The organism is Paenirhodobacter populi, from assembly GCF_004022215.1.
Lineage (GTDB): Bacteria > Pseudomonadota > Alphaproteobacteria > Rhodobacterales > Rhodobacteraceae > Rhodobacter > Rhodobacter populi.
Window position 1 is genome coordinate 14,369 of the sequence record NZ_SAUZ01000008.1, and the last position, 25,063, is coordinate 39,431.

The 25,063-nt window shown below is 67.5% G+C and carries 24 protein-coding genes; 9 read left to right on the plus strand and 15 right to left on the minus strand.

Translation table 11 applies throughout. From position 1 onward, the window contains the following. Position 1: 1 nt before the first annotated feature. The 7 genes from D2T30_RS07945 to D2T30_RS07975 all read right to left on the minus strand — a co-directional run bounded on the left by D2T30_RS07945 (position 2) and on the right by D2T30_RS07975 (position 6,204). Positions 2-751 carry an extensin-like domain-containing protein gene (locus tag D2T30_RS07945; protein WP_241651222.1) on the minus strand — a complete coding sequence of 250 codons (750 nt, stop codon included), beginning with the start codon at positions 749-751 and terminating at the stop codon, positions 2-4. Next, positions 751-1,686: a prephenate/arogenate dehydrogenase family protein gene (locus tag D2T30_RS07950; RefSeq protein WP_128208441.1), complete on the minus strand. Its 936-nt coding sequence runs from the start codon at positions 1,684-1,686 to the stop codon at positions 751-753. The genes D2T30_RS07945 and D2T30_RS07950 overlap by 1 nt, the downstream gene beginning before the upstream one ends. Beyond that, positions 1,683-2,774 carry a histidinol-phosphate transaminase gene (gene hisC, locus D2T30_RS07955; protein WP_128208442.1) on the minus strand — a complete coding sequence of 364 codons (1,092 nt, stop codon included), beginning with the start codon at positions 2,772-2,774 and terminating at the stop codon, positions 1,683-1,685. The genes D2T30_RS07950 and hisC overlap by 4 nt, the downstream gene beginning before the upstream one ends. Before the next feature lie 126 nt (positions 2,775-2,900). Next, positions 2,901-3,521 carry a 30S ribosomal protein S4 gene (gene rpsD, locus D2T30_RS07960; RefSeq protein ID WP_128181355.1) on the minus strand — a complete coding sequence of 207 codons (621 nt, stop codon included), beginning with the start codon at positions 3,519-3,521 and terminating at the stop codon, positions 2,901-2,903. Between the two features lie 202 nt (positions 3,522-3,723). After that, positions 3,724-5,061 (minus strand): guanine deaminase, encoded by a 1,338-nt coding sequence (guaD, locus tag D2T30_RS07965; protein WP_128208443.1) that lies wholly within the window; start codon positions 5,059-5,061, stop codon positions 3,724-3,726. 84 nt (positions 5,062-5,145) lie between these two features. Then, positions 5,146-5,463 carry a hypothetical protein gene (locus D2T30_RS07970; RefSeq protein WP_128208444.1) on the minus strand — a complete coding sequence of 106 codons (318 nt, stop codon included), beginning with the start codon at positions 5,461-5,463 and terminating at the stop codon, positions 5,146-5,148. Between the two features lie 420 nt (positions 5,464-5,883). Further along, entirely contained in the window at positions 5,884-6,204 is a 321-nt protein-coding gene (locus D2T30_RS07975; RefSeq protein WP_128208445.1) for a hypothetical protein, read from the minus strand. A 158-nt stretch (positions 6,205-6,362) separates the two neighbouring features. On the opposite strand from D2T30_RS07975, the gene D2T30_RS07980 reads away from it, so the two are divergent. The 5 genes from D2T30_RS07980 to ptsP all read left to right on the plus strand — a co-directional run bounded on the left by D2T30_RS07980 (position 6,363) and on the right by ptsP (position 12,309). Next, positions 6,363-7,598: a 3-deoxy-D-manno-octulosonic acid transferase gene (locus D2T30_RS07980; protein WP_164884251.1), complete on the plus strand. Its 1,236-nt coding sequence runs from the start codon at positions 6,363-6,365 to the stop codon at positions 7,596-7,598. 135 nt (positions 7,599-7,733) lie between these two features. After that, positions 7,734-8,180 (plus strand): NUDIX hydrolase, encoded by a 447-nt coding sequence (locus tag D2T30_RS07985; RefSeq protein WP_128181365.1) that lies wholly within the window; start codon positions 7,734-7,736, stop codon positions 8,178-8,180. Between the two features lie 88 nt (positions 8,181-8,268). Continuing rightward, positions 8,269-8,670: a DUF1178 family protein gene (locus D2T30_RS07990; protein ID WP_128181367.1), complete on the plus strand. Its 402-nt coding sequence runs from the start codon at positions 8,269-8,271 to the stop codon at positions 8,668-8,670. An 88-nt stretch (positions 8,671-8,758) separates the two neighbouring features. Beyond that, positions 8,759-10,021 carry an aspartate kinase gene (locus D2T30_RS07995; RefSeq protein ID WP_128181369.1) on the plus strand — a complete coding sequence of 421 codons (1,263 nt, stop codon included), beginning with the start codon at positions 8,759-8,761 and terminating at the stop codon, positions 10,019-10,021. A gap of 50 nt (positions 10,022-10,071) precedes the next feature. Beyond that, positions 10,072-12,309, plus strand: a complete 2,238-nt coding sequence (ptsP, locus tag D2T30_RS08000) for a phosphoenolpyruvate--protein phosphotransferase (RefSeq protein ID WP_128181371.1) — start codon at positions 10,072-10,074, stop codon at positions 12,307-12,309. A gap of 251 nt (positions 12,310-12,560) precedes the next feature. On the opposite strand, the gene D2T30_RS08005 is transcribed toward ptsP, so the two are convergent. The 3 genes from D2T30_RS08005 to D2T30_RS08015 form a co-directional block, all read right to left on the minus strand. Beyond that, positions 12,561-13,121 (minus strand): manganese efflux pump MntP, encoded by a 561-nt coding sequence (locus tag D2T30_RS08005; protein WP_128208447.1) that lies wholly within the window; start codon positions 13,119-13,121, stop codon positions 12,561-12,563. Positions 13,122-13,351: 230 nt separating this feature from the next. Then, positions 13,352-14,110: an EcsC family protein gene (locus D2T30_RS08010; RefSeq protein WP_128208448.1), complete on the minus strand. Its 759-nt coding sequence runs from the start codon at positions 14,108-14,110 to the stop codon at positions 13,352-13,354. A 74-nt stretch (positions 14,111-14,184) separates the two neighbouring features. Then, positions 14,185-14,700 carry a GNAT family N-acetyltransferase gene (locus tag D2T30_RS08015; protein ID WP_128181377.1) on the minus strand — a complete coding sequence of 172 codons (516 nt, stop codon included), beginning with the start codon at positions 14,698-14,700 and terminating at the stop codon, positions 14,185-14,187. Between the two features lie 83 nt (positions 14,701-14,783). On the opposite strand from D2T30_RS08015, the gene D2T30_RS08020 reads away from it, so the two are divergent. From D2T30_RS08020 to D2T30_RS08030, 3 genes are all read left to right on the plus strand, one after another. Continuing rightward, on the plus strand, positions 14,784-15,377 hold the full coding sequence (locus D2T30_RS08020) for a flavin reductase family protein (RefSeq protein ID WP_128208449.1): 594 nt from the start codon (positions 14,784-14,786) through the stop codon (positions 15,375-15,377). Positions 15,378-15,505: 128 nt separating this feature from the next. Next, on the plus strand, positions 15,506-16,372 hold the full coding sequence (locus D2T30_RS08025) for an S-methyl-5'-thioadenosine phosphorylase (RefSeq protein WP_128208450.1): 867 nt from the start codon (positions 15,506-15,508) through the stop codon (positions 16,370-16,372). A gap of 3 nt (positions 16,373-16,375) precedes the next feature. Continuing rightward, on the plus strand, positions 16,376-16,906 hold the full coding sequence (locus D2T30_RS08030) for an adenine phosphoribosyltransferase (protein ID WP_128208451.1): 531 nt from the start codon (positions 16,376-16,378) through the stop codon (positions 16,904-16,906). Here D2T30_RS08030 and D2T30_RS08035 read toward each other — a convergent pair. The 5 genes from D2T30_RS08035 to cyoE form a co-directional block, all read right to left on the minus strand. Beyond that, the gene (locus D2T30_RS08035) at positions 16,870-18,303 is read right to left on the minus strand and encodes an FAD-binding oxidoreductase (protein WP_380729876.1); all 1,434 of its coding nucleotides are present in this window, start codon (positions 18,301-18,303) and stop codon (positions 16,870-16,872) included. The genes D2T30_RS08030 and D2T30_RS08035 overlap by 37 nt on opposite strands. A 61-nt stretch (positions 18,304-18,364) precedes the next feature. Then, positions 18,365-18,949 carry a GNAT family N-acetyltransferase gene (locus tag D2T30_RS08040; protein ID WP_128181762.1) on the minus strand — a complete coding sequence of 195 codons (585 nt, stop codon included), beginning with the start codon at positions 18,947-18,949 and terminating at the stop codon, positions 18,365-18,367. Positions 18,950-18,951: 2 nt separating this feature from the next. Next, a complete protein-coding gene (locus tag D2T30_RS08045) occupies positions 18,952-20,211 on the minus strand; it encodes a M16 family metallopeptidase (RefSeq protein ID WP_128181387.1) in 1,260 nt (419 codons plus the stop codon). Next, positions 20,208-21,605, minus strand: coding sequence for a threonine synthase (thrC, locus tag D2T30_RS08050; RefSeq protein ID WP_128208452.1), 1,398 nt, complete (start codon positions 21,603-21,605; stop codon positions 20,208-20,210). Before thrC ends, D2T30_RS08045 begins: the two co-directional genes overlap by 4 nt. Positions 21,606-21,925: 320 nt before the next feature. Next, positions 21,926-22,855 (minus strand): heme o synthase, encoded by a 930-nt coding sequence (gene cyoE / locus D2T30_RS08055; RefSeq protein WP_128208453.1) that lies wholly within the window; start codon positions 22,853-22,855, stop codon positions 21,926-21,928. Positions 22,856-23,178: 323 nt separating this feature from the next. On the opposite strand from cyoE, the gene tldD reads away from it, so the two are divergent. Beyond that, on the plus strand, positions 23,179-24,600 hold the full coding sequence (gene tldD / locus D2T30_RS08060) for a metalloprotease TldD (protein WP_128208454.1): 1,422 nt from the start codon (positions 23,179-23,181) through the stop codon (positions 24,598-24,600). Positions 24,601-25,063: the final 463 nt, after the last annotated feature.

A 25,063-nucleotide genomic window follows, 5' to 3' on the forward strand; every position in this document is an offset into this window, starting at 1 on the left:
CTCAGCGGCAATAGGCGCTGTTGCGGGTCGCGGTATCCACGTGGATATGGTCGTTGTGATACGGGTCCGATTCCGGCCCGAGCACGGTGCCGAACGGCCCGCAGGCCGCCGCATGGACCCGCTGAAACAGCCGGTCCTTGTCGCGCCAGTCGGCCTCGACCGTCAGGATTTCGCCGGATTTCAGCCGGATGCCGCGCAGATCGACGGCCCGGCCGCGCCCGTGTTCCGAAACCTTGGCGCCGCTTTGGTTGTTGCGCGGACGGCAGGTGTAGGAGCCGGCGATTTCCAGCCGCGCCACCCCGCCGCCGCGATTGCCGACCGCCGGGACGATGCCGCGATCGACCCATTCCTTCAGCCGCGCCGCCGTGGTGCAATCGACCTGCGCCGGCATCGACAGCGGAATGCCCGAGACCTGCGTGACCTCGACCCCATCCGTCAGGCCGCAGCCCTCGACCCGCGAGGTGATCGGCGCGATCCGCTTGCCCGTCAGCCCGGGAACCCCGCACAATTCGCTGGACGCATCCTTCCCCACAACCCGGGGCATCACCAGCACGGCCGAGGCGAGGGTGGCGCCCCGCAACGCCTCGGGACGCGGTGCAGGCCGCTGCAATGAACCGTCCGGCGCCGCCGTGATCCGTTCCGGCACGGCGGGCCGCGCCATCGGAAGGGGGGAGGTCTCGGGCGCGGCGATGGCGGTTCCCGGCAGGCTCAGGCCCGCCAGCAGCGCCAGAATCCGCCCGCCCCGCCGCATCAGCCCTTGCCCTGCTTTTCGGGCGGCTGCACGGCGCGGCCGAAATCCGGGGCGGCGGTGTCCTGCCCGGCCTCGATGATGCCGCGGCGGATCGCCCGGGTGCGGGTGAAATAGTCGAACAACTGGTCGCCATCCCCCATGCGGATCGCGCGTTGCAGGATGAACAGCTCCTCGGTGAAGCGGCCGAGGATGTCGAGCGTCGCTTCCTTGTTGGTCAGGAAGACATCGCGCCACATCGTCGGGTCCGAAGCCGCGATCCGGGTGAAATCGCGAAAGCCCGAGGCGGAATATTTGATGACTTCCTCATGCGTGACGCGGCGCAGATGGTCCGCGACGCCGACCATCGTATAGGCGATCAGGTGCGGCGTATGCGACACCACCGCCAGCACGAGGTCATGCCGGTGGGGGTCCATCTCCTCGACATTCGCGCCGAGGGTTTCGAGGAAGCCGCGCAGCCGCGCCAGCGCCGCCGGATCGGTGCCGTCCAAAGGCGTCAGCAGCCACCAGCGGTTGATGAACAGCGTGGCGAAGCCGGACCGCGGGCCGGAATGCTCCGTCCCCGCCAGCGGGTGGCCCGGGATGAAATGCACATGCGCCGGCAGGTGTGGCCCGACCGCCTCGATCACCGCCTGCTTGACCGAGCCGACATCGGTGACCGTCGCCCCCGGCGCCAGATGCGGGCCGATCTCGGCCGCGATGTCGCCCATCGCGCCGACCGGCGCGCAGAGGATCACCAGATCCGCGCCCTCCACCGCCCCGGCCGCGCTGTCGAAAACCTTGTCCACAAGGCCGATGTCCAGCGCCACCTGCCGGGTTTCCGGCAGGACGTCATGGCCGGTGATCTCGCCCGCAAGGCCGTGCTGCCGCATCGCATGGGCGATGGACGAGGCGATCAGCCCCAGCCCGATCAGCGCCACGCGGTTGTAGACCGTCATTGCCCCCGACCCGCCTTGAACAGCCCGATCAGATGCGCGACGCGCCGGCAGGCCGGTTCGTCGCCCACGGTGATGCGCAGGCAGTTCGGCAGGCCGTAACCCGCCACGCGCCGCACGATCAGGCCCTCTTTCTTCAGGAAATCGTCGCAGGCGCTGGCCTCGGCCTCGGACCCGAACCGGGCGAGGATGAAATTCGCCGTGGAGACATCCGAAGGAACGCCCTTTTCCGCCAGCGCATCGGCAAGCCAGCTCCGCAGCCGGGCATTGTCGGTGCGGCAGCGCGTGACCCAGTCCTGATCGCGCACGGCGGCCTCGGCCGCGTCCTGCTGTGCGGTGGACAGGTTGAAGGGGCCGCGGATGCGGTTCAGCACGTCGACGATCGCCTTCGGGCCGTAGCCCCAGCCGATCCGCAGCCCGCCAAGCCCGTAGATCTTGGAAAACGTCCGGGTCATGAACACGTTGGGCAGCCGCGTCGCCAGTTCCGCCCCGCCGTCATACCCCTCGACATATTCCGCATAGGCGCCGTCGATCACCAGCAGCGCCTGTTTCGGCAGGCCCGCCGCCAGACGTTCCAGCTCGGACAGGCCAATCATCGTGCCCGTCGGGTTGTTCGGATTGGCAAGGAAGACCAGCTTCGTCTTCTTGTTGCAGGCCTTGAGGATCGCATCGACATCGGTGGTGCGTTCGCGTTCCGGCACCTGCACCGGGGTCGCCCCCGCCGCATGGGTGTAGATGCGATACATCAGGAAGCCGTGTTCGGTGAAGACCACCTCGTCCTTCGGCCCCGCATAGGCCTGACAGAGGAAATTGATGATCTCGTCCGAGCCGACGCCGCAGATGATGCGGTCGGGGTCGAGGCCGTGCACCTCGCCGATGGCCTGACGCAGCGCGGCGTGATCGGTCGAGGGATAACGGTGCAGCCTGTGCGCCGCGCGGGTGAAGGCCTCTTTCGCCTTGTCGGAGGGGCCGAACGGATTTTCGTTCGAGCTGAGCTTGATCGCATCGGTCACCCCCGCCACATGCGACTGGCCGCCTTCGTAAAGCGCGATTTCCAGAATGCCGGGCTGCGGGCGAATGAAGTCGTTCATGACGGTTTCCTCACGATATCGCGCCGGTTCTAGCCAAGCCCCCGCCGCAACGCCAGCATCAACTTGTGCGCGAACAAAAAAGGGCCGGGAAATCCCGGCCCTTTCGCAAATCGTGTGATCCGAGGATCAGTTCTTGGCGTAGAATTCGACGACCAGGTTCGGTTCCATCTGAACCGCGTAGGGGATGTCCGACAGAGCCGGGGTCCGCACGAAGGTCGCGGTCATCTTGTTGTGGTCGACTTCCAGATAGTCCGGCACGTCACGTTCGGCGAGCTGCACGGATTCCAGAACGATCGCCAGTTGCTTCGACTTGTCGCGGATGGCGATCACGTCGCCTTCCTTGACGCGGTAGGACGCGATGTTGACGCGGCTGCCGTTGACGGTCACGTGGCCGTGGTTGACGAACTGGCGCGCGGCAAAGACGGTCGGCACGAACTTGGCGCGGTAGATGACCGCGTCCAGACGGCGCTCCAGCAGACCGACGAGGTTTTCGCCGGTGTCGCCCTTCACCCGTTCGGCTTCCGCATAGATGCGGCGGAACTGCTTTTCGGTCAGGTCGCCGTAGTAGCCCTTGAGCTTCTGCTTCGCGCGCAGCTGCGTGCCGAAGTCCGACAGCTTGTTCTTGCGGCGCTGGCCGTGCTGACCCGGGCCGTAGTCACGCTTGTTCAGCGGCGACTTGGCGCGGCCCCAGATGTTTTCGCCCATGCGGCGATCGATTTTGTACTTGGCAGACGTGCGTTTGGTCACGGCTGATCTCCTTCGTTGCGCGGCAGGTGCCGCTGTTGTTCGGGCAAAAGCCCGGCGAAGGGCGTTGTCCTCTCCCCCACCCGGCAAGGCCGGGCTGCGGGCGACAGGGTTCCCCTTGCGGGGTCCACCAACACCAATATCCCCCGCGATCTCTCGATCCGGGAATGGCGGGCTTATACAGGGTGCGGGGCCGGTGTCAACATCATGCAGCGTCCCGGTCGTGGACGCATTCGCCCGCCACCCAGGTCGCCCGCACCGCCCGGTCGTCGCCCAGGGTCATCAGGGTGAAAAGCTGTTCCTCAAGGCTCGTGCAATACTCCGAACGGAACGCCATGAAGGGCGTGGCCTTCGGATCGATCACCACCAGATCGGCCTCGTAGCCCGGCGCCACCTTGCCCAGCCGGTCGTCCAGATACAGCGCCTCGGCCCCGCCGAGCGTCGCCAGCCAGAACGCCCGCACCGCGTCCAGCCGCCCGCCCGACAGCGCCACGACCTTGTAGGCCTCGTTCAGCGACTGCAACTGGCTCAGCGAGGTTCCGCCCCCCACATCGGTCCCCAGCCCCACGCGCACCGGCCGCGCCGGATCCGTCGCCGCATCGAGCCGGAACAGCCCCGAGCCGAGGAACAGGTTCGATGTCGGACAAAAGGCCAGCGCCGCCCCCCGCGCGTGGCAGGTGCAGAAATCCCCCTCATGCATGTGGATCGCATGGCCGAAGACGGAACGCGGCCCGACGAGCCCGGCGTGATCGTAGACGTCCAGATAGCTCTGCCGTTCGGGGAACAGCTCCCGCACCCACTCGATCTCGCCCTTGTTCTCGCACAGATGGGTCTGCAGATAGACCCCCGGATGGTCACGCAGCAGCGCCCCGGCGGCATCGAGCTGCGCCTCGGTCGAGGTGGGGGCGAAGCGTGGCGTCACGCAGTAAAGCTGCCGCCCCTGTCCGTGCCAGCGCGCGATCAGCGCGGCGCTTTCGTCATAGCCCCGCTGCGCGGTGTCCAGCAGCGGCGCGGGCGCGTTCCGGTCCATCAGCACCTTGCCCGCGATCATCCGCGTGTTCAGCCGCGCCGATTCCGCAAAGAACGCCTCGACCGATTGCGGATGCACCGTGCAATAGACCACCGCCGTCGTCGTCCCGGCGCGCAGCAGCTCGCGCAGGAAGACCTTGGCGACGCGGTCGGCATGGGCGCGGTCGGCGAACTGCTGCTCGGTCACGAAGGTATAGGTGTTCAGCCATTCCAGAAGCTGTTCCCCATAGGCGCCGATCATCTGGATCTGCGGGTAATGCACATGGGTGTCGATGAAACCCGGCATGATCAGATGGTCGGGATAATGGACCGGCGTCACGCCCGCGGGCAGCAGGGGGGCCGTCGTCTCCCACGGGCCGGTGGCGGTGATATGGCCGTCCGCGATGATGACCAGCCCGTCCGGGTGATGCGTCAGGCATTCCGCCGAAGGATGCAGGAACGGATTGCCCCGCAGCGAGACGATCTGCCCGCGCAGCGCCTTGACGGGGGCCTTGACGGAAGAGGAAACGGACATGGCAAACCTCCGGTCAGGGCGCGCGACGCGCCCGGTCGCCTCAGGTTTCACGACCTGATCCCGCGCCGCAAGCCCTTTCCGCTGTCAGCATTTCAGCTCGAACCGCGCCTCCCCGGTGTCGCCGGGCAGTGAGGGCGACCGCGCCAGCCCCCGCAGCGGGCCAAGCACCCGGCAACCCGTCGCCCGCTCCGCCGCCACGACCATCAGCGCCGGCACCGGATCGCGCTGGCGCGGGGTCAGATAGCCCAGACGCACCACCTCGGCCATGTCTTCCTTGTGGAACACGACAAAGCGATAGCCGTCGAGCGTGACCTCATGCCGCTCCGCGCCAAAGAACTGCGGCGCGGGCGAGGCGCCGCATCCCGCCAGCAATACCCCCCAGACCAGACCAATCCCCCGCATCCCGCCTCCATCGTCCGGAGGCAGTCTCGCGCGGAGTGGTTAAGAGTGTGTTTACAGATCCGGGATGGCCTTCCGGCCCCGGATTTCCACGGGAATGCGTTTCCGCGCAAAGGAAAAAGGGGGCGCTGCCCCCGCCCGTTCCGGGCTCCCCCGGGATATTTATGGAAAAACGACAGCAGAAACGCCGCCGCGTCTTGAAGCACACTTCAGGACCACCAGAGCGGACCTAATTCCTTTCATCTTTCCTTAAATATCCCGGGGGTGAATTTGCGCGTCAGCGCAAAGAGGGGGCTGGCCCCCTTGCGCCCTCTCCGCACGGGATCGCGGTTCCGGTTTCGCAACAGGCCCGAAGTTCCCCGCCGAATACGGGGCAGCGGTCCCCCCGGCACCGAAGCGCATCCGCCGTGGATCAACGACGGATCACCAGAAGAAGGGCGCCCGCGCCGGACCCATCCGGCTCAGCCGCGTCAGGTTGCCCGCCGTGTGACGGCCGATCTGCGTCATTCCCGCGCGCAGCACCTGATCGGGGGCCGCGCCCTTCATCGCCGCATGGGTCGAGGCCTGCATCGCCTCGATCACGGCTTCGGCCTTTTCGATCACCATCCGGGTCATCTCGGACGGCGGGGTGGCCCAGAGACCCGCCATGCCGGCCAGGCGCATCGCCACGACGGCCTGAGCCTCCATCCCGATCCTCGTCGCCTGAAACGTCAGCATCATCGGCGCGAAGGGATCGAAGAACATGGCATACCTGCTGAAAACCAAGGGCCATATCGGCCGCACGGCCCCTTATGACGCCTTTGCTGCGCCGCGGAAAGAGCCACCTTGCCTCGCATCCCGGCCTTGCATCCCCCGCAAGGCACGGGTTTGATGGCCTGCCGATCCCCTGCCCCGGACATGCCGTGCCGCTTTATCGTCTTCTTGCCGCCCTGATCCTGCCGATCCTGTTCCTGCGCCTCGCCCTGCGGGTGCTGCGCGGGTCCGAGCCGCGCGCCGCGCTGTGCGAAAGGCTCGGGCAGGTCCGGGCCGCGCGGGGCGCGATCTGGCTGCATGCGGCCTCGAACGGCGAACTGGTTTCCGCCCGCCCGCTGATCGAGGCGCTGTTCGACGCCCGCCCCCGGCTGCGGCTGCATATCACCACCAATACCGTGACGGCCCGGGCGTTGGCGCTGGACTGGGCGGCAGACTGGGGCGCGGGGCGAATGTCCGCCTCGGCCGCGCCACTCGACAGCCGGATCGTGCTGAACCGCTTCCTCGACCGGCTCCGCCCCGCCGCGCTGCTGAGCGTGGAGAACGAGCTTTGGCCGAACCGTTTCGAGATCTGCCGCACCCGCGGCATCCCGGTGATCGTCGTGGGCGCGCGGATGTCGGCGCGCTCGGCCCGGCGCTGGCGCAAGGCGGGGATCGGCGCGCGGCTGATGGGGGCCGTCACCGCGCTCTCGGCGCAGGATCCGGCGAGCGAGGCGGCCTTCCGCGACCTCGGGCTGCCCGCCGACCGGCTGCTGCCGCGGGTCAACCTGAAAACCGCCGTCGCCACGCCCCCCGCCACGGAAACCCTGCCCTGGCCGCGCGAAAGCACCGTGCTGGCCGCCTCGACCCATGAGGGGGAGGAGGAGATCGTTCTGGATGCCTTCGCGCAGGCCCATGCCGCCGATCCGGCGCTGCACCTGATCCTTGCGCCGCGCCATCCCCGCCGCGCGGCCGAGATCGCCCGGATGATCGCCGCCCGCGACCTGCCCTTCGCCACCCGATCGAGGGGCGAACCGCCGCTGGCGCCGGTGCTGCTGGCCGATACGATGGGCGAGATGGCGAACTGGTATGCCGCCGCGGGGATCTGCTTCGTCGGCGGATCGCTGGTGCCGAAGGGCGGGCACACACCCTTTGAGCCCGCCGCCCATGGCTGCGCCATCCTGCACGGCCCTTCGATCGACAATCACCGCGCGGCATTCGAGGCGCTGGATACCGCAGGCGGCGCGATCCGGGTGACGGATGCCGAAACGCTCTCCGGGGGATTCGCGCTTCCTGCCGCGGAACAGGCGCGGATCGCCGCCGCAGCCGCCCGCGTGACCGCCGAAATGGCGGCCGGAAGCGGAAACCAGGCCCTCGCCCGCCTAATCCTTGATCGCTTGACTGCCTAGTCAATAAAAAATGCCTGTTTGGCGCACATTTGCCGGTTAATTCGGCGACAGATCATGGAAATCCCCTCGACCACGCCCTAGCTTGACCCCAACAACACGATCCGAAGCGATCCCGATCCGATGCAGGCGAGGCCCATGAAATTCGAAAGGAAACTCGAGCTCCTCCGCGATTCCCGCGGGGTCGAGCCCATCCAGTTCGCGGCGCTGTGTCTGCGCCGCAAGGCCGGCCGCAACGAGGTGCTGATGATCACCTCGCGCGATACCGGCCGCTGGATCCTGCCGAAGGGCTGGCGGATGGACGATCGCTCCGAGGGGGAAACCGCGCTGACCGAGGCGTGGGAGGAAGCCGGCGTGATCGGCAAGGTGGCGGGCCCGCCGATCGGCAGCTACGCCTCGCAGAAGATGCTGCTGGAAAACCAGCCGATGCCCTGCCGGGTCGAGGTGCATCCGATCCATGTCGACAAGCTCGCCGCGCGCTACCCCGAAAAGGGCCAGCGGCGGCGCAAGTGGATTTCCGCGAAGAAGGCGGCGAAGCTGGTCTCGGAACCCGAGCTGGCCGATATCCTGCGCGGCCTGCGCTGAGCCCGGACGGGCCTTGCATTCGCCTGCCGAACGCATATCTGTTCGGGAACCGGCAGGCCCGGTTTCCTCAACCCGCGCAGACAGATCCATGATCCGTTACGACCTCAGATGCGACAAGGACCACCGCTTCGACGGCTGGTTCGCCTCCGCCGAAGCCTTCGACACGTCGAAAGCCGCGGGGATGGTCGCCTGCACGGTCTGCGGATCGACCCATGTGGAAAAGATGCTGATGGCCCCCGCCCTGCGCGCGGAACGGCCGCTGGCCCCGACCGCGCGGGAAGAGGCGCTGGCCGCGCTGCGCCGCGCGGTCGAGGAGAATTCCGATTACGTCGGCATGAACTTCGCCGCCGAGGCGCGCGCGATCCATGACGGCGACGCCCCCGAGCGCGCCATCTGGGGCGAGGCCCGCCCCGACGAGGCCCGCGCCCTGATCGAGGACGGCATCCCCGTCGCCCCCCTGCCCTTCACCGGCCCGCGCAAGGTCAACTGACTCATCCTATTGCACCCGCGCGTCGGTTCCGTTAGCAGGGGCGCGATTGTCCGGGCAGAGGGTCCGGCGGTGTCCTTGGGGGAGTATGATGCCGCTTCTCGTGATGAAATTCGGCGGCACCTCGGTGGCGGATCTCGACCGTATCGCGAATGCGGCGGCCAAGGTCCAGCGGGAGGTCGAGCGCGGTTACAATGTCATCGTCATCGTCTCGGCCATGTCCGGCAGGACCAACGAGCTGGTCGGCTGGGTGGAAAAGACCTCGAGCTTCTACGACGCGCGCGAATATGACGCCGTCGTCGCCAGCGGCGAGAATGTCACCGCCGGGCTGATGGCGCTGCGGTTGCAGGAAATGGGCATCCCCGCGCGCAGCTGGCAGGGCTGGCAGGTGCCGATCAACACCACCTCGCAGCATGGCTCGGCGCGGTTCGTGGACATCCCCCGCACCAATATCGACCAGAAATTCGACGAGGGCATGAAGGTCGCCGTGGTCGCGGGCTTTCAGGGCCTGTCGGCCGAGGGGCGGATCACCACGCTCGGCCGCGGCGGATCGGACACCACCGCCGTCGCCTTCGCCGCCGCCTTCGACGCGGAACGCTGCGACATCTACACCGATGTCGACGGCGTCTACACCACCGATCCGCGCGTTTCCAACAAGGCGCGCAAGCTCGATCGGATCGCGTTCGAGGAAATGCTCGAACTCGCCTCGCTCGGGGCGAAGGTGCTGCAGACCCGTTCGGTCGAACTGGCGATGCGCTACAACGTGCGCCTGCGGGTGCTGTCCTCCTTCGAGGAAACCGACGAGAATTCTGGAACCCTTGTCTGCGCCGAGGAAGAAATCATGGAATCGAAAGCCGTCTCCGGTATCGCCTTCTCCCGCGAAGAGGCGAAGATCACGCTGTTCACCATCGAGGACCGACCGGGCGTCGCCTCGGCGATCTTCGGGCCGCTGGCCGAGGCCGGCGTGAACGTCGACATGATCGTGCAGAACATCTCGGAAAAGGACTATGACGAGCATCATTCCGGCGCCGTCACCGACATGACCTTTTCCTGCCCGATCAATCAGGTCGCCCGCGCGACCAAGGCGCTCGAAGACGCCAAGACCGAAGGCAAGATCAAATACGACGAACTGATCATCGACACGGATGTGGCGAAAGTCTCTGTCGTCGGCATCGGCATGCGCTCGCACGCCGGGGTCGCGGCGAAGATGTTCGACGCGCTCGCGGCGGAAGGCATCAACATAAAGGTCATCACCACGTCCGAGATCAAGATTTCGGTGTTGATCGACAGGAAATATATGGAACTGGCGGTGCAGGCGCTCCATGATGCCTTCGGACTGGAGAATGCGGCCTGAGTTGATTGCCCAGGCCCTTGGACGCACGGTAACGGGGGCGCGGAACGGAAATGCCAGATCGCAGCAAGGGCGATAGCCGCACGCTGCTGCGCCGCCTGCGGGATACGCTGGCGGTGCCCGGGGGCGGTCAGCTCCGCCTGGACCGGATCACCAGCCTGATCGCCGATTCGATGGGAACGGAGGTCTGCTCGATCTATCTGTTCCGCGATCCCGAAACGCTTGAACTTTGTGCGACCGAGGGGCTGAACCCCGCCTCGGTCCATCACACCCGGATGCGCCTTGGCGAGGGGCTCGTCGGCCGCGTCGCGCGCACGGGTGTTCCGATCAACACGGGCGATGCCCCCTCTGCGCCGGGATTCCGCTACATGCCCGAGACCGGCGAAGAGATCTATTCAAGCTTCCTTGGCGTGCCGATCCAGCGCGTGGGCGAAAAGCTCGGCGTGCTGGTGGTGCAGTCGAAACAGGCGCGCCAGTTCCTTGAGGATGAGGTCTACGGGCTAGAAGTCGTGGCGATGGTGCTGGCCGAGATGACCGAGCTGGGCGCCTTCAGCGCCGATCACGGCATCGGCGCCACGCATCGTTTCCCGGTTCTGTTCCGCGGCGCCACCGGGCAGGAGGGCGCGGCCGAGGGGCGGGTCTGGCTGCACGAACCGCGCGTCGTCGTCACCAATCCCGTCGGCGACGACCCCGAGGTGGAACGCCAGCGGTTGCAGGAGGCGATCGACGCGCTGCGCGCCCAGATCGACGGGATGCTGGAAAACGCCACCGGCATGGACAAGGAACAGCGGCAGGTCCTTGAGGCCTACAAGATGCTGGCCCGGTCGCGCGGCTGGATGGCGCGCATGGTCGAGGATATCGGCGCCGGCCTTTCGGCCGAGGCGGCGGTGGAAAAGGAACAGTCGATGGCGCGGGCTCGGCTGGAACAGTCGCCCGACCCCTATATGCGCGAGCGGCTGAACGACCTTGCCGACATCTCCAACCGGCTGTTGCGGCTGCTGACCGGACAGGGGCAGGACACCGGCGCGGCGCTGCCGGAAAACCCGGTGCTGGTCGCGCGCAACATCGGCCCGGCGGAGCTGCTCGACTACGGGCGCAAGCTGAAGGGCGTGGTGCTGGAGGAAGGTTCCGTCGGATCCCACGCCGCGATCGTCGCCCGCGCGCTGGCCATTCCGCTGGTCATCCATGCCGAACGCATCACGACCGAGGCGCTGAACGGCGACACGATCCTTGTGGACGGCGATCAGGGCATCGTCCACCTGCGCCCCGAGGACAGCATCGTCGCCGCCTTCCGCGACAAGATCGCCATGGCGAACGAGGCGCAGAAACGCTACGCCGACCTGCGCGATCTACCGGCCGAGGACCGATCGGGCCAGGTGGTGTCGCTGATGATGAACGCCGGGCTGATGGCGGATCTGCCGTCGCTCAACGGGTCCGGGGCGGATGGCGTCGGGCTGTTCCGCACCGAATTGCAGTTCCTCACCCGCTCGCGCGTGCCGCGCCGGGGGGAACTCGCGGCGCTCTACAAGCGGGTCATGGATGCGGCGGGCGACAAGAGGGTGCAGTTCCGCACGCTCGACATCGGTTCGGACAAGGTGCTGCCCTACATGAAACCGCAGGACGAGCCCAATCCCGCGATGGGATGGCGCGCGATCCGCGTGGGGCTGGACAAGCCCGGCGTGCTGCGGATGCAGCTTCAGGCGCTGCTGCGCGCGGCCGGCGGGCGGCCCCTGTCGGTGATGTTCCCCTTCGTCGCCACGCCCGACGAATTCCACGCCGCGCGCAACGCGCTCCTGCATGAACGCGACCGCGAGGCCGCGCTTGGCCGCATCGTGCCCGAGGATCTGCGCATCGGCGCGATGCTGGAAACGCCTTCGCTCGCCTTCGCGCAGGACAGCTTCTATGCCGCCTGCGACTTCATCTCGATCGGCGGCAACGACCTCAAGCAGTTCTTCTTCGCCGCGGACCGGGAAAACGAACGGGTGCGGCGGCGCTACGACACGCTCGACAACGCCTTCCTGACCTTCATCGAGCGGATCATCGTGCGCTGCCAGCACAGCGACACCACGCTCAGCTTCTGCGGCGAGGATGCCGGCCGCCCGATCGAGGCGCTGACCTTCGCCGCGCTCGGCATCCGCAACCTGTCGATGCGGCCGGCCTCGATCGGGCCGGTGAAACATCTGATCCGCCGCGCCGATCTGGTGGAACTGCGGCAGGTGATCCAGCGCGCCCGCAACACCGGCGCGCAGAACCTGCGCCCCGCGGTGACGGAATATCTGGCGAGCCTGTGACCGGAAAAATTCTCGCGCCCGACCGTCAAGGTCGCGCGGTCCGGCAAGGGGCGGAGCGGGGCGCTGCCCCGCACCCCGGGATATTTATGGAAGAATGAAGGGGAGACAGTCCCCGCGCGCAGGTTGCACCTGCACGCCAAGAGTGGTCCACGACCACCGAAGCGCTCTTTCGCCCTTCATTCTTCCATAAATATCCCGGGGGTGAATTGGCCGCAGGCCAAGAGGGGGCGGCCCCCCCTGCGACAGTCCCGTCAGGCCGCCGTCAGATGTTCGAACAGGATCGTCGCGCCAAGGCCGATCAGCGCGACGCCGCCGATCACCTCGATCACCTTGCCGAAACGGTGGCCGAGGAAGCGCCCCGTCATCATGCCCATCGAACTCATCGTCATCGTCGCGACGCCGATCGCGGCGGCGATGACAAAGATGTTCACGTCCAGAAAGGCCAGCGACACCCCCACCGCCATCGCGTCGATCGAGGTGCCGATCGCCGTGGCGATCAGCCGCCAGGGCGAGGCGGGCGGCGCGACCTCGCCCCTCTGGCGTCGCAGCGCCTGCGTCATCATGTGCAGCCCGACGCCGCCCAGCAGGGCGAAGGCGATCCAGTGATCGACCGCCTCGACATAGCGGCTGGCGGCGACCCCCAGAACCCAGCCGATCAGCGGCGTGATCGCCTCGATCGTGCCGAAGACCATGCCTGTGCGCAGCGCTGTCGCCATGTCAGGACGGTGCATCGTCGCACCCCGGCCAAGCGCCGCGATGAAGGCGTCGATCGACATGGATACGGCAAGAACGCCGATGGTGACCGGAGACATGGCAGCATCCCATGGGCTGAACCGGCGGAAAGGAACCCCGCCCGCAAGGTTCCGGCGCCACGGTCCCGCACAACCCGCCGGCCGGATGCCCACACCCGTCCGACAGCGGTCATGACGCGCCGACAGGGGCTTCCTAGGGGAGCGGCATTTTTCCGTCAAGCCACGTAGCCGGGGCTAATTTATCGTGATTTGCCGCGATGTTAGACCATTCGGACGAGAATGGGGAGCCGTCAACGCCGGGTCATGCGGGCGACCAGTTCCTCGCGCAGCAGGCCTTCGTCCTCGCGGCTGTCGACGGCCAGCCGCTTCAGCCCGAAATGCACATGGGCCACTTCCTGATAATAGCTGGTGAAGGCGTAATTCACCGCGGCCCCCGCCACCGCGCCCAGAACCGGCGCCGTCTGCGCGGCGAGCTTCTGCCCCAGCACCGCCGCCAGCTTCGGCGCCACCTTGGCGACCAGCCGGTTCAGCCCCTGCCCCGTCACCGTCATTTTCGCGGCGAAGAAGCCCATGTCGGTGCCATCGTCCTTTTCCAGCGGGCCGGCCGAGGCGAAGACCCGCAGGCATTCGATCCGCACCTCCTCGGAATCGGGATCGAAACCGTGTTCCGCCGCGATCCCCTGAATCGCGCGCAGGAGCATCGTCACGGTGAAGGGCAGTTCCGCCGCCGATCCGGCAAGCCCGCCGAAACCGCCCGCAGCCCCCATCGCCGTGGTCAGCGCCCGGTTCACCCAGTCGGGCCGGTCCCCCACCACATGACGCGACCGCGAGGCCGCGCCGAGCGCCGTCGTCAGCGCCCGTTCCGTGGCGCCTTCCAGACCCGAGCGCACCGGCGCGGGCAGCCTGTTGAGCAATGTCTCGGCCGAACCTCCAACGAAGCCCAGCACCTGCATCACCGGCCCCGCCGCGCCGCGGTAGCGTTTCGCCAGAGCGTCGAGTTCGGTGACGATGCGGGGATCGGTCACGGGCAGAAGAATTTCTTGCGGCATCAAAAACCTCCGTTTCCCCGAATATGGGGCAGGCGGGCGGCTTCGCCAATGCTCAGGCGGATTTCTGCGCCTCGTCAGAGGGGATTTCCGGCGGGCGGCGTCTTTTCCGGCACGGCCTTTTCGACCGGGCCGCGCACGCCCTCCCATGCGCCCGGCACGAGTTCCAACGCCAGCACCCGGTCCGGGTTCGTCGGCGGCGGCATGATCACGCCGTCGATCTTCCAGAAGCCGAAGCGGCGGTAATAGGGATAGTCGCCGACCAGCAGCACCCGTTCCCAGCCCAGACGCCGCGCCTCGGCCAGACTTTCGAGCATCAGAAGGCCGCCAAGCCCCTCCCCCTGCCGGGTCGGGTGGACCGCGACGGGGCCAAGCAGCAGCACCCGCCGCCCGCCGACCCGCACCGGCCAGTAGCGGATCACCGCCGCCAGAACGCCATCCTCGCGCAGGGTCAGGCACAGGGGATGGATCTTGTCCACCCCGTCGCGCAGCCGGTAGGAGGACAAAGCCGTCCGCCCCGGTGCGAAACACAGGTCATACAGCGCCTCGACTTCCCACCAGTCGGCCTCGGTCTCTTCCTCAAGCTGATACATGCGGACCCCAAACGCGCTGCCGAATCCCTCGCGCATCGCGCCTAACACGCGTAAATGTCGGGTGCAATTCAGGGGAGCCGGAGATGTTCTACAAACCCGCCGAGGGGCATGGCCTGCCGCACAATCCGTTCAACGCCATCGCGGCGCCGCGGCCGATCGGCTGGATCTCGACGCGGGGGACGATGGGCGACAACCTCGCCCCCTATTCCTTCTTCAACGCCGTGGCCTACGTGCCGCCGCAGGTGATGTTCGCCTCGACCGCCGCGAAACCCGACCGTGGCGACACCAAGGACAGCGTGGCGCAGATCCGCGAAACCGGCGTCTTCTGCGTCAACATGGTGTCGCTGGCGCTGCTCGACCAGATGAACCAGAGCTCCGCCCCCTTCCCGGCGGGGGAGGATGAATTCCTGCGCGCCGGCATCGCCAAGGCCGAATGCGAGACGATCGACTGTCCCCGCGTGGCGGAGGCGACGGCATCGCTCGAATGCCGGGTGACGCGGATCGAGACGCTTCTGGGGAAGTCGAATTTTCTGGTTCTGGGCGAGGTCACCGGCGTCCATATCCGCCCCGATTGCCTGCGCGACGGCCGTTATCTGCCGCCTGACCGGATGGTGCGGCTTGGCTACAAGGATTACGCCGTGGTGCGTGACACGTTCGAACTCGACCGTCCGGGCTGATGTCCCGGTCCGGAGCGGGGCGCCGCCCCGCACCCCGGGATATTTATGGAAGAATGAAGGGCAGCGATCCGGCCTTTCCTCTGCCGCGGCAAGTGCCTAATCTCGCCCTGCACGGAACGGAGATGGCGATGGACAGGATGATCGGCGTGATCGGCGGCTCGGGCCTTTACGAGATCGCCGGGCTCGAGGATCCGCGCTGGCAGCGGGTGGAGACGCCTTTCGGGCCGCCTTCGGACGAGATCCTGACCGGGCGGCTTGAGGGCGTGGAAATGGCCTTTCTGCCGCGCCATGGTCGGGGGCATGTGCATACGCCGACCTCCGTCCCCTATCGCGCCAACATCTTTGCGCTGAGGGCGCTCGGCGTCACCGATGTCGTCGCCGTCTCGGCGGTCGGATCGCTGAAGGAAGCCTATGCGCCGGGCGATTTCCTGATCGTCGATCAGTTCATCGACCGCACCTTCGCCCGCGAGAAGAGCTTCTTCGGCGCCGGGTTGGTCGGCCATGTGCCCTTCGCCCATCCGGTCTGCCCGGAGCTGTCCGCCCTTTGCGCGGGGGCGGCGATGCTGGGCGGCGCCCGGATCCACCACGGCGGCACCTATGTCGCGATGGAGGGGCCGCAATTCTCCACCCTCGCCGAAAGCCGCCTGTATCGCAGCTGGGACGCCGATGTGATCGGCATGACCGCGATGCCGGAGGCGAAGCTCGCACGCGAGGCGGAGCTTTGCTACGCCTGCGTCGCGATGATCACCGATTACGACTGCTGGCACCCGGATCACGATGCCGTGCATGTGGCGCAGGTCATGGCGACGGCGCAGGCGAATGCCGGGCGCGCCCGGGCGCTGATCGCCGCCCTGCCGGGGCTGATCGCCGCGGAGGCCAAAGGCTGCGCCTGCGGCCGCGCGCTCGACGGGGCGATCATGACCGCCCCCTCCCGCCGCGATCCCGGGATGGTCGCGCGCCTGTCCCCCATCCTCGGCCGCGTGCTGAAGGGCTGAGCCATGAAGACCGTCAGGGACTACATCCGCACCATCCCCGATTTCCCGCATGAGGGAATCCTGTTTCGCGACGTGACCACGCTTTTCGCCGATGCGCATGGCTTCCGCCTCGCGATCGACGGGATGCTCCGCCCCTGGCGGGACGTGCCGATCGACAAGGTCGTCGGGCTGGAGGCGCGCGGCTTCATCCTCGGCGGCGCCATCGCGCATGAGCTGTCCACGGGCTTCGTCCCGGTCCGCAAGCAGGGCAAGCTGCCCGGCCCGAGGCTGTCACAAAGCTACCATCTGGAATATGGCGAAGCGGTGATGGAGATCCACCAAGACGCCATCCGCCCCGGCGAGCGTATCCTGATCGTCGACGACCTGCTTGCGACGGGCGGCACCTGCCATGCGGGGGTGCAGCTTGTGCAACGCCTTGGCGGGCAGATCGCCGGCTGTTCCTTCATCATCGACCTGCCCGACCTTGGCGGTCACCGGCTGCTGGACTCGCTCGGGCTTCAGGTCTCGGTGCTCTGTTCCTTCGATGGCGGCTGACGCAGCACGGCGCCGGGGTTCATGATCCCGCGCGGGTCGAGCGCCGCCTTCACCGCCCGCATCATCCGCAGTTTCGCCGGATCGGCATAGCGTTCCAGATCCTCGACCTTGTAGCGGCCGATCCCGTGTTCGGCGGACATGGATCCGTTGAACCCCGCGACCACCAGATCATGCACCGCATGTTTCACCGGATCCGGGTCGTAATCCGCGCGCGCCCGCCCGGCCGCCGGAAAGACGTTGTAGTGCAGGTTGCCGTCGCCCACATGGCCAAAGCAGTTGATCCGGTAATCGCCCATCCCCGCCAGCATCGCATCGGCCTCGACGATGAAGCGCGGCAGATCGGCGACCGGCACTGAAATGTCATGGCTGCAGATCGCGCCGATCCGCCGATTCGCCACCGGCAGGTTTTCCCGCAGCTCCCACATCTGCTGCGCCTGCGCGCCGGATTGCGCGATGACGGCATCGAGGATCAGATCCTCCGCCGCCTCGTAAAGCCCGGCGAAGGCCTCATCGACATCCATCCCCTCGGGCAGGCCCAGTTCGACCAGAACCATCCACGGCGGGTCCTCGGCAAAGGGATAGTGCAGGTCCATCCCCACCTCGCGCTGGAACATCAGCCCCTGACGGGAGATCAGCTCGAAGGCGGAAACGCAGCCCGCGAAACGGTGCTGCGCGATGCCCAGCAGCGCCACCGCCGCCTGCGGCGAAGGCAGCGCGAACATCGCCAGCCCCTCGACGGCGGGCGGCTCGAACAGCCGCAGGGCCGCCGCGGTGATCACGCCAAGCGTCCCCTCGGAGCCGATCAGCAGGTCGCGCAGATCATAGCCGGTGTTGTCCTTCCTGAGCCGCGTCAGCCCGTTCCAGATGGTGCCGTCGGGCAGCACCGCCTCGATCCCCAGACACAGGGCCCGCGCGTTGCCGTAGCGGATCACGTTCACCCCGCCCGCATTGGTCGCAAGACAGCCGCCGATCTGCGCCGTCCCCTGCGAGCCGAGCGTCAGGGGAAACCGCCGCCCGACCGTCTCCGCCGCCCGGTGCACCGCCTCCAGCGTCGCGCCCGCCTCGATCATCAGGCTCTGGCTGTCCACCGCGCGCACCGCATCCATCCGTTCGAGCGACAGCAGCACGCAACCCGCGCCGTCGCCCTTCACCTGCCCGCCGACAAGCCCGGTGCCGCCGCCATAGGGGATCACCCCAACCCCGGCCGCATCCGCCGCCCGCAGGATCCGCGCCACCTCGACGGTCGATCGCGGCTTCAGCACCGCCGCCGCCTGCCCGGGCCAGCGCCCGCGCGGCTCTTCCAGATAGCGCGGCTCGGGCGCGACAACCTCCACCCCCGCGTCCCGCAGCCCGGCCAGAAATGCCTCATCCATCCCCGCGCGCATCTTTTCCCCCATCGTGTTTCCATAAATATCCCGGGGGTGAATTTGCGCGTCAGCGCAAAGAGGGGGCTGCCCCCTACCCCGCGTCCGTCCGCCCCCGGCGATCCGCCCTCAGATTGGAGTAAAGCACATGATTGCGCCAGCGCCCGTTGATCTGCAGATAGGCCTGCGCCACGCCTTCGTATTTGAAGCCGCATTTCTCCAGCGCCCCGCGCGAGGCGACGTTCTCAGGCAGGCAGGCCGCCTCGATCCGGCTCAGGTCCAGAAGGTGGAAGGCGTAATGCACCACGCCCTCGATCGCCTCGCGCATGTAGCCCTGCCGGGCATAGCGCGCGCCGATCCAGTAGCCCAGAGTTCCCGCCTGCGCCGGTCCCCGCCGGATATTGTCCAGCGTGATCGCCCCCAGCACCCGGCCATCCTCGCGCCGGACCATGAAGAACGGCACCGCCGTCCCCGAGATTTCCGCCCGGGTGGCCCAGTAGACGCGGTTGGTGAAGGACTTCTTCGTCAGATGGTCCGAGGACCATGCCGGCTCCCACGGCGTCAGGAATTCCCGGCTTTCGGCGCGCAGGAGCGCCCAGTCCCGGAAATCCCCATGCGTCGGCAGCCGCAGCGTCATCCGCTCGGTTTCGACATGCGGCTTCCGTCTGCGGCCGAGCAGCATCAGGCGGCAAGCCTCCGCCGCAGCCCCTCCAGACCGGGCGCATCGCCCGCCGGGCCATACAGCGCCAGCGCCGGCCGGTCCCGCGCGATCATCCGTTCGGCATAGGCGCGCACATCGGCGGTGCTCACCGCGTCGATCATCGCCGATACTTCGTCAAGATCCGGCACCCGGCCCCAGATCGACAGGTTGCGCGCCAGACGCTCGGCCCGGCTCGACGCGCTTTCAAGCCCCATCAGCATGCCCGCCTTCATCTGCGCGCGGGCGCGGGCCACCTCGGCATCCGACATGTCGTCGACCGAACGTTTCAGCTCATCGACCGTCAGCAGGCCAAGCCGCGCCACCTCTTCCTCGGAGGTGCCGGCATAGATGGTGATCATGCCGGTGTCGTCATAGGCCCCCGCCTGCGCGAAGATCGAATAGCACAGGCCATGTTCCTCGCGGATCTTCTGGAACAGGCGCGAAGACATGCCGCCGCCCATCGCCGTCGCATAGACCTGCGCGGCGTAAAGATCGTCATCGGTGTAGGACGGCCCCTCGAAGGCCAGCGCGAAATGCACCTGTTCGAGGGTCTTCAGCTCGCGCCGCTCGCTCCCGGCCCATGTCGCCAGTTGCGGGGCCGGCTGGCGGACAGCGGAGAGCCTGCCAAAGATCTGCTCGGCCTGTCTGACGATGGCGTCGTGATCCACCGCCCCCGCCGCGGCCAGGATCATCTGATCCGGCCCGTAATGTTCGCGCACAAATCCCGCCAGATCCTCCCGGCCGAACCGGGCCACCTTCTCCGCCGGGCCGAGGATCGTGCGCCCGATCGCCTGATCCGGATAGGCCGCCTCCTGCAACCAGTCGAAGATGATGTCGTCGGGCGTGTCCAGCGCCTGCCCGATTTCCTGCAAGATCACGTTGCGCTCGACCTCCAGCTCGCGCTGGTCGAAGATCGGGTTCAGCACGATGTCCGACACGACATCAAGCGCCAGCGGCACATCCCCGCCCAGCACCCGGGCGTAATAGGCCGTCATCTCGCGCGAGGTATAGGCGTTGATGTAGCCGCCCACATCCTCGATCGCCTCGGCGATCTGCAGGGCGGAGCGGGTGGTCGTGCCCTTGAAGGCCATGTGTTCCAGAAAATGCGCGATGCCGTTCTGTTCGGGCCGTTCGTGCCGCCCGCCCGCCATCACCCAGATCCCGACCGAGGCCGAGGCAAGCCCCGGCATCGGCTCGGTGATGATCCGAAGCCCGTTCGGCAGCGTCGTGGTGCGGATCATTGGCGGCGCTCCTTGCGGATCAGGGTTTCCAGCGCGGCAAGGTCGTTCGCCACCCGCGTCACCCGCTCGGGCCTCTCGAACAGATCGGCCATGCGCGGCGGCAGGGCCGGACGGATGCCGGTGGCCTTTTCGACCGCATCGGGGAATTTCGCCGGATGCGCCGTCGCCAGCGTCACCATGGGCGTCGCCGGATCGCGCGCGATCGCCGCCTGCGCCACACCCACCGCCACCGCGGTATGCGGGCAGATCAGCTCGCCCGTCGTCTTCAGCGTCTCGCCGATCACCGCAAGCGTGCCCGCCTCGTCCACCGAACCGCTGTCATATTGCGCACGCAGATGCGTCATGGCGTTCTCGGAAATCGAAAAGGTGCCGGTGGTCTTCAGCTCGTCCATCAGCGCCGCGATCGCCTTGCCGTCGCGCCCATAGGCCCAGAACAGCGCGCGCTCGAAGTTCGACGACACCTCGATATCCATCGACGGGCTGATCGAGGGCTTCACCCCCCGCTTGGTATAATCGCCCGCCTTCATGCAGCGGTCGAGAATGTCGTTCTGGTTCGTCGCGATCACCAGACGCTCCACCGGCAAGCCCATTTCCTTCGCGAGGAACCCGGCGAAGATGTCGCCGAAATTGCCGGTGGGCACGGTGAAGCTGACCTTGCGGTGCGGCGCGCCAAGCGCCACCGCAGAGGTGAAGTAATACACGATCTGCGCCAGCACCCGGGCGAAGTTGATCGAGTTCACACCCGCCAGCCCGACCTCGTCGCGGAAGGCGAAGTCGTTGAACATGTCCTTGAGCTTGCCCTGACAATCGTCGAAATCGCCATCCATGGCGAGCGCGTGGACATTCGCCTCGACCGGCGTGGTCATCTGGCGGCGCTGCACCTCGCTCACCCTTCCATGCGGGAAGAGGATGAACACATCCACGTTGTCGAGCCCGCGGAACGCCTCGATCGCCGCCGAGCCGGTATCGCCCGAGGTGGCGCCGACGATGGTCACCTTGCGGTTCTGCTTCGCCAGTTCGATCTGGAACAGCTGCCCGATCACCTGCATGGCGAAATCCTTGAACGCCAGCGTCGGCCCGTGGAACAGTTCCAGCAGGAAATGATTCGGCGCAAGCTGCACCAGCGGCGCCCGCGCGACATGGCCGAAGCCCGCATAGGCGCGCGCGATCGCGCCCTTCAGTTCCGCATCGGTGAAGGTCTCGCCGGTGAAGGGCTTCATCACCCGGAAGGCGACCTCCTCATAGCTCAGCCCCGCCAGCGCCGCGATCTCGGCCGCCGTGAAGACCGGCACCGTTTCCGGCACATACAACCCACCGTCACGGGCGAGCCCCGTCAGCATCGCTTCGCCGAAGCTCAGGACCGGGGCCTGCCCCCGGGTAGAAACATAGCGCATCCGTCACCCTTCAGATCTGTCTGAGCCTGATACGCCAGAAGGACGGGGCTGTCACGCCTGCCGGTGGGGTAAGCGAAGAAAAGGGGGCCAGCCCCCTCTTTGCCTAACGGCAAATTCACCCCCGGGATATTTGGGGAAAGATGAAAGGCACAAGTTCCCGAGGCGCGATCCCGGAGGAATGCACGGCGACGGGACATCAGCGCCAATATCGGCGCCCTCCGCGCGCTCCGTAGGGAGCCGAACCCTGCCGTCGGCTTTCCATAAATATCCCGGGGTGCGGGGCAGCGCCCCGCTCCGCCCCCGGCCAAGCCGCGCGCCGCTCAGAAACCGAGCGCGAGAAGCCCCCGCTCCGCAAGGAGCGCGGCGAAATGCAGGAAGAGATAGAGCAGCGAGAACCAGAAGAACTTCCGTTCCGCGCCGTAGCCGTCCGCCTGCGCCGTTTCCTCGCTGCGGCGCATCAGCCGCCAGGCGCCGAGGATGAACAGCGCGTTCAGCACGATCGCGGTCACCAGATAGACCGGCCCGCCGATCGGCGTGAAGCCAAGCCCCACCGCAACCGGCGCCAGCGCCAGCGCATAGCCGAAGATATGCCGCCGCGTCGCCTTGCGGCCATGCGTCACCGTCAGCATCGGCACCCCGGCGCGGGAATAGTCATCCTTCATGAACAGCGCGAGCGACCAGAAATGCGGCGGCGTCCACAGGAAGATCAGCAGGAACATGGCGATCGATTCGACGCTGACGCCCCCCGTCGCGCAGGCCCAGCCGATCATCGGCGGAAAGGCCCCCGCCGCCCCGCCGATCACGATGTTCTGCGGCGTGCGGCGTTTCAGCCAGATGGTGTAGACCGCCACGTAGAAGAAGATGGTGAAGGCAAGGAACAGCCCCGCGAACAGATTGGCCGTCAGCGTCAGCATCACCACCGACAGCACCGACAGCAGCAACCCGAAGCCGAGCGCGTCGCCCTCGGTCACCCGGCCCATCGGGATCGGGCGGGTGGCGGTGCGGCGCATCACCTTGTCGATATCGGCGTCATACCACATGTTCAGCGCGCCCGAGGCCCCGCCGCCTAGTGCGATGAAGAAGATCGAGGCCAGCGCGGTCAGCGGATGCATCTCTCCCGGCGCGACGACAAGGCCGACGAGCGCGGTGAACACCACAAGCGACATCACGCGGGGCTTGAGCAGGGCGAAGAAATCGCCCACCCGCGCTTCCCCCTGGCTGTCCCGCTGGGTCAAGGAAATGTCGCTCATCTGCAGACCTCGGCTTGGCTCGCACTCTTTCATCCCGGGAGGCCGGCTGCGGGATCCCCCGCCTGTCCAGCCCGGCGGCGCGGGCGCCCCTTCGGACCCCGGCATTTCGCCCTGCTTACCCGCGAAAGGCGCGATCGTCCAGCCAAGCTTGCCCTTTCCGTCGCGGATGCGCACCGGCTCGTGCGCGGCGGCGCGCGCGAAAGACACACGGCACCGCTTTCATTCCCCGATCGGACATATATGTAGGGGAAAGACACACGCCCGCAAGGGCCGACACCGCCCGCCACGCCACCCCCGATCTGCGAGCGAGCAAGGAGAAGCCGATGAACGACGACCGTTTCGCGCCCTTTGAAACCCTGATCGACGAAGCCGCCGCGCTCGCCACCCTGCGCGATGCCACGCAAGGCGCCGAGGATGGCGAACTGTTCCTCGAACGGCGCCGGTCGGAATCGCTCGTCTTCGACGACGGGCGGGTGCGGAACGCCTCCTATGACGCTTCCGAGGGGTTCGGGCTGCGCGCGGTGAAGGGCGAGGTCGCGGGCTACGCCCATTCGACCGAGATTTCCGAGGCCGCGCTGAAACGCGCCGCCGAAACCGCCCGCCTTGCCGTGGGGGACGGCGGCGGCACGATGGCGTCCCCGCCCGCGGGCACCAACCAGCGCCTCTATACCGATGCCGATCCGATGGCCGATGCCGGTTTCGGCGCCAAGATCGACATTCTGGGCGAGATCGACGCCTATACCCGCGCGCTCGACCCCCGTGTGGTGCAGGTCTCCGCCTCGATGGCGGCGTCCCTGCAGGAGGTCACGATCCTGCGCCCCGAGGGCGGGCTCGTCACCGACATCCGCCCGATGGCGCGGCTGAACATCTCGGTCATCGTCGAGGACAGGGGCCGGCGCGAATCGGGCGGCCACGGCGGCGGCGGGCGGTTCGGCCTGTCGGGACTGATCGATCCCCATCACTGGCAGCCCGTCGCGCGCGAGGCCCTGCGCATCGCACTGGTCAACCTCGACGCCGAGCCGGCGCCCGCGGGGCAGTTCGACGTGGTGCTCGGCCCCGGCTGGCCGGGGGTGCTGCTGCATGAGGCAGTGGGCCACGGGCTCGAAGGCGATTTCAACCGCAAGAAAACCTCGGCCTTTGCCGGGCTGATGGGGCAACAGGTGGCGGCGAAGGGGGTGACGGTGCTCGACGACGGCACCATCCCCGACCGGCGCGGCTCGATCACCGTCGACGACGAGGGCACACCCTCGGGCAAGAACGTGCTGATCGAGGACGGGATCCTCGTCGGCTACATGCAGGACCGGCAGAACGCCCGCCTGATGGGCGTGACGCCCACCGGCAACGGCCGGCGCGAAAGCTATGCCCATGCGCCGATGCCGCGGATGACCAACACCTACATGCTCGGCGGCAGCGCGGATCCAAAGGCGATCCTCGCGGATCTCAAGGACGGGATCTATGCGGTGGGCTTCGGCGGCGGTCAGGTGGACATCACCAACGGCAAGTTCGTCTTCAACTGCACCGAGGCTTACCGCGTGAAGAACGGCGTGGTCGGCGCGCCGGTGAAAGGCGCCACGCTGATCGGCGACGGGCCGACGGCGATGCGCCAGATCCGGGCGATCGGCAACGATCTGGCGCTGGACCCCGGCATCGGCAACTGCGGCAAGGCCGGGCAATGGGTGCCGGTCGGCGTCGGCATGCCGACGCTGATGATCGGCGGGCTGACGGTCGGCGGCTCGGCGACCTGAGTCCGTCCGCCCCCTGACGGCCGGGCGGCCCGCAGAACGCCCGGCGCCCCGCCCGGCCCTCATGGCTGGCCCGTACTTGCGGCGACGCTTTCCACCGGCAGCCTCGCCCTGCCGACATCATGACCCTGAAAAGGGCTCCCCGACAGGATCACCGCCAAAGCCAGACGAAACCCATCGCGACCCAGCCTGAAAACCGCATGTTGGCGACCGTTTTCGCTCGGCCTCCCCGTTTCCGGCCCCAAGCGACGGCTCTCCCGCGATCCGTCAGCAGCCCGTTCAAATCGCCGTCCCTGCCCCCGCCTTCTCCCTTTCGTGTTTCCATAAATATCCCGGGGGTGAATTTGCGCGCATGCGCAAAGAGGGGGCTGGCCCCCTGCCCCCCATCCGCGCGCGCCACGACGGGAATCGCGAAACCCATCCCCGGATCAGCGCCCAACGATCCCCCCAACGATCCCCCTTGACC